The organism is Parolsenella sp. (genome assembly GCF_982402205.1).
The window spans coordinates 1-1,858 of record NZ_CEVYAT010000209.1 but is presented as its reverse complement, the minus strand read 5'-3'; the positions used below and the strand labels follow the sequence as shown (position 1 = coordinate 1,858).

The following is a 1,858-nucleotide window of genomic DNA, read 5'->3' as shown; positions in this document are numbered from 1 at the left end:
TTCCTCAGCAGGTACAACGGTTAGCTGGGACATTTGCGCCCGTAGCCTTTCTGTCCCCCTTTTCCTGCGGTTTGGGACAGAAAGGCTACGGGCAGTAATGTCCCAAGCCCCTACTCCTCGGACATCACGTTCGAGAAGAGCGTCTTGACGCTCACGCCCGGCAACGCGCCCACCTTGCCGGCAAGCGCCGAGATGGCGTCCTGCTCGGCGTCGAGCACCACGCTGATGACGCTCACGCCGCGCTGGCGGTACGGAATCCCCATGCGCCCCACGATGTGGCGGCCATACTCGTGGAGCAGCTCGTTGAGCGCGCCCACGCTCCCCAGGTCCTCCACGATGACCCCCATGATGGCAACCCTGTTCATGCGCTCTCCTCCGCTCCGCCTTGTCGAGGCGACCCTCGTCTGGGTACATTCTAGGTGACGCGAGGCGCGCAGTCGCTTGTGGTGAAGCGAGCGCCCCGCAGTTACAGATACAGCGTTTGGACCATAAGGCCCGCAACCGAAGCCGTCCTGCCAGGGGCGGCTTCGGTCATATCGGGGCTGTTAGACCCCGAGGATGACCAAGATGGTCACTAACAGCAGGATGACAACGACAAGTCGAAGCTCCATGGTGACCACCCCCTCCCGTTGCCGGGCGGGGCTCAGCGCGCCTCACGTCATGGTCGAGTATACCAAACATATGTTTGATATAGCCCACGGTCGCCGACGGCGCCGCCCACCTCGACCGCGCTTTTGTCCTATCCTGAAGGTGTATGTGCCTAACCCGCCGCGCTGCAGCTCACGGCTGCCGCGGCATCGCCCGAGGGGAGCCCAATGGAGGCCTACAAGCAAGAGTTCATTAAGTTCATGGTCGAGTCGAACGTCCTCAAGTTTGGCGACTTCACGCTCAAGAGCGGCCGCAAGTCCCCGTTCTTCATGAACGCCGGCGCCTACGTCACGGGCTACCAGCTCAAGAAGCTCGGCGAGTACTACGCCCGCGCCATCCACGACAACTTTGGCGACGACTTCGACGTCCTCTTTGGCCCGGCCTACAAGGGCATCCCCCTGTCCGTCGTCACCGCCATCGCCTACCACGACCTCTACGGCAAGGAGGTCCGCTACTGCTCCGACCGCAAGGAGGCCAAGGACCACGGTGCCGACAAGGGCAACCTGCTGGGCGCCGAGCTGCACGACGGCGACCGCGTCGTGATGGTCGAGGACGTCACCACCTCGGGTAAGTCCATCGACGAGACCTACCCCAAGGTCACCGCCGCGGCCAACGTCGAGATCCGCGGTCTCATCGTGAGCCTCAACCGCATGGAGGTTGGCAAGGGTGGCGTCACCACCGCCCAGAAGGAGATCGAGGCCAAGTACGGCTTCCCCGTTGCCTCCATCGTGAGCATGGCCGAGGTCGTCGAGGTGCTCTACAACCACGAGGTCGAGGGCAAGGTCGTCATTGACGACGAGCTCAAGGCCCGCATCGACGCCTACTACGAGCAGTACGGCGTCAAGGAGTAGCCAGGTCATTGGCCGAGAAGGGCACGGCAGCGCCGCGCCCCGGCCTCGCAGGGGCGCGGCGCATCGCCCAGCTCAGCATCACCGCGGGCGCCTGCCAGCCGGCAGGCGCCCCTTTTCTTCTCACGGGGGCCCCATGATCATCGCGTCGAACCTCGCCAGCTTCCTCATCATTTGCGTCGTGTGCTTCCTTGCCTCAACGCTGGGCCCCCTGTGCGGAATCGGCGGCGGCGTGATCATCAAACCAATCGTCGACTCGCTGGGCGTCATGGGCATGGTCACCACGAGCTTCCTGTCGAGTCTCACGGTGCTCACGATGTCGCTCTCGACGCTCGCCCAGCAGGCGTGGGGCACACGGCGCC

2 protein-coding genes and 1 pseudogene are annotated in these 1,858 nt (G+C 64.0%); 2 read left to right on the top strand and 1 reads right to left on the bottom strand.

Annotated features, from left to right (window positions below; translation table 11 throughout):
* Nucleotides 1-110: 110 nt before the first annotated feature.
* A complete protein-coding gene (locus AC1VTH_RS08085) occupies nucleotides 111-365 on the bottom strand; it encodes a TM1266 family iron-only hydrogenase system putative regulator (RefSeq protein ID WP_481335657.1) in 255 nt (84 codons plus the stop codon).
* Between the two features lie 450 nt (nucleotides 366-815).
* Here AC1VTH_RS08085 and pyrE point away from each other — a divergent pair, with 450 nt between their 5' ends.
* Together pyrE and AC1VTH_RS08075 are read left to right on the top strand one after the other, a co-directional pair.
* Nucleotides 816-1,499 carry an orotate phosphoribosyltransferase gene (pyrE, locus tag AC1VTH_RS08080; RefSeq protein WP_301830249.1) on the top strand — a complete coding sequence of 228 codons (684 nt, stop codon included), beginning with the start codon at nucleotides 816-818 and terminating at the stop codon, nucleotides 1,497-1,499.
* Nucleotides 1,500-1,632: 133 nt separating this feature from the next.
* A pseudogene (locus AC1VTH_RS08075) lies at nucleotides 1,633-1,858 on the top strand (hypothetical protein); the annotation flags it as partial.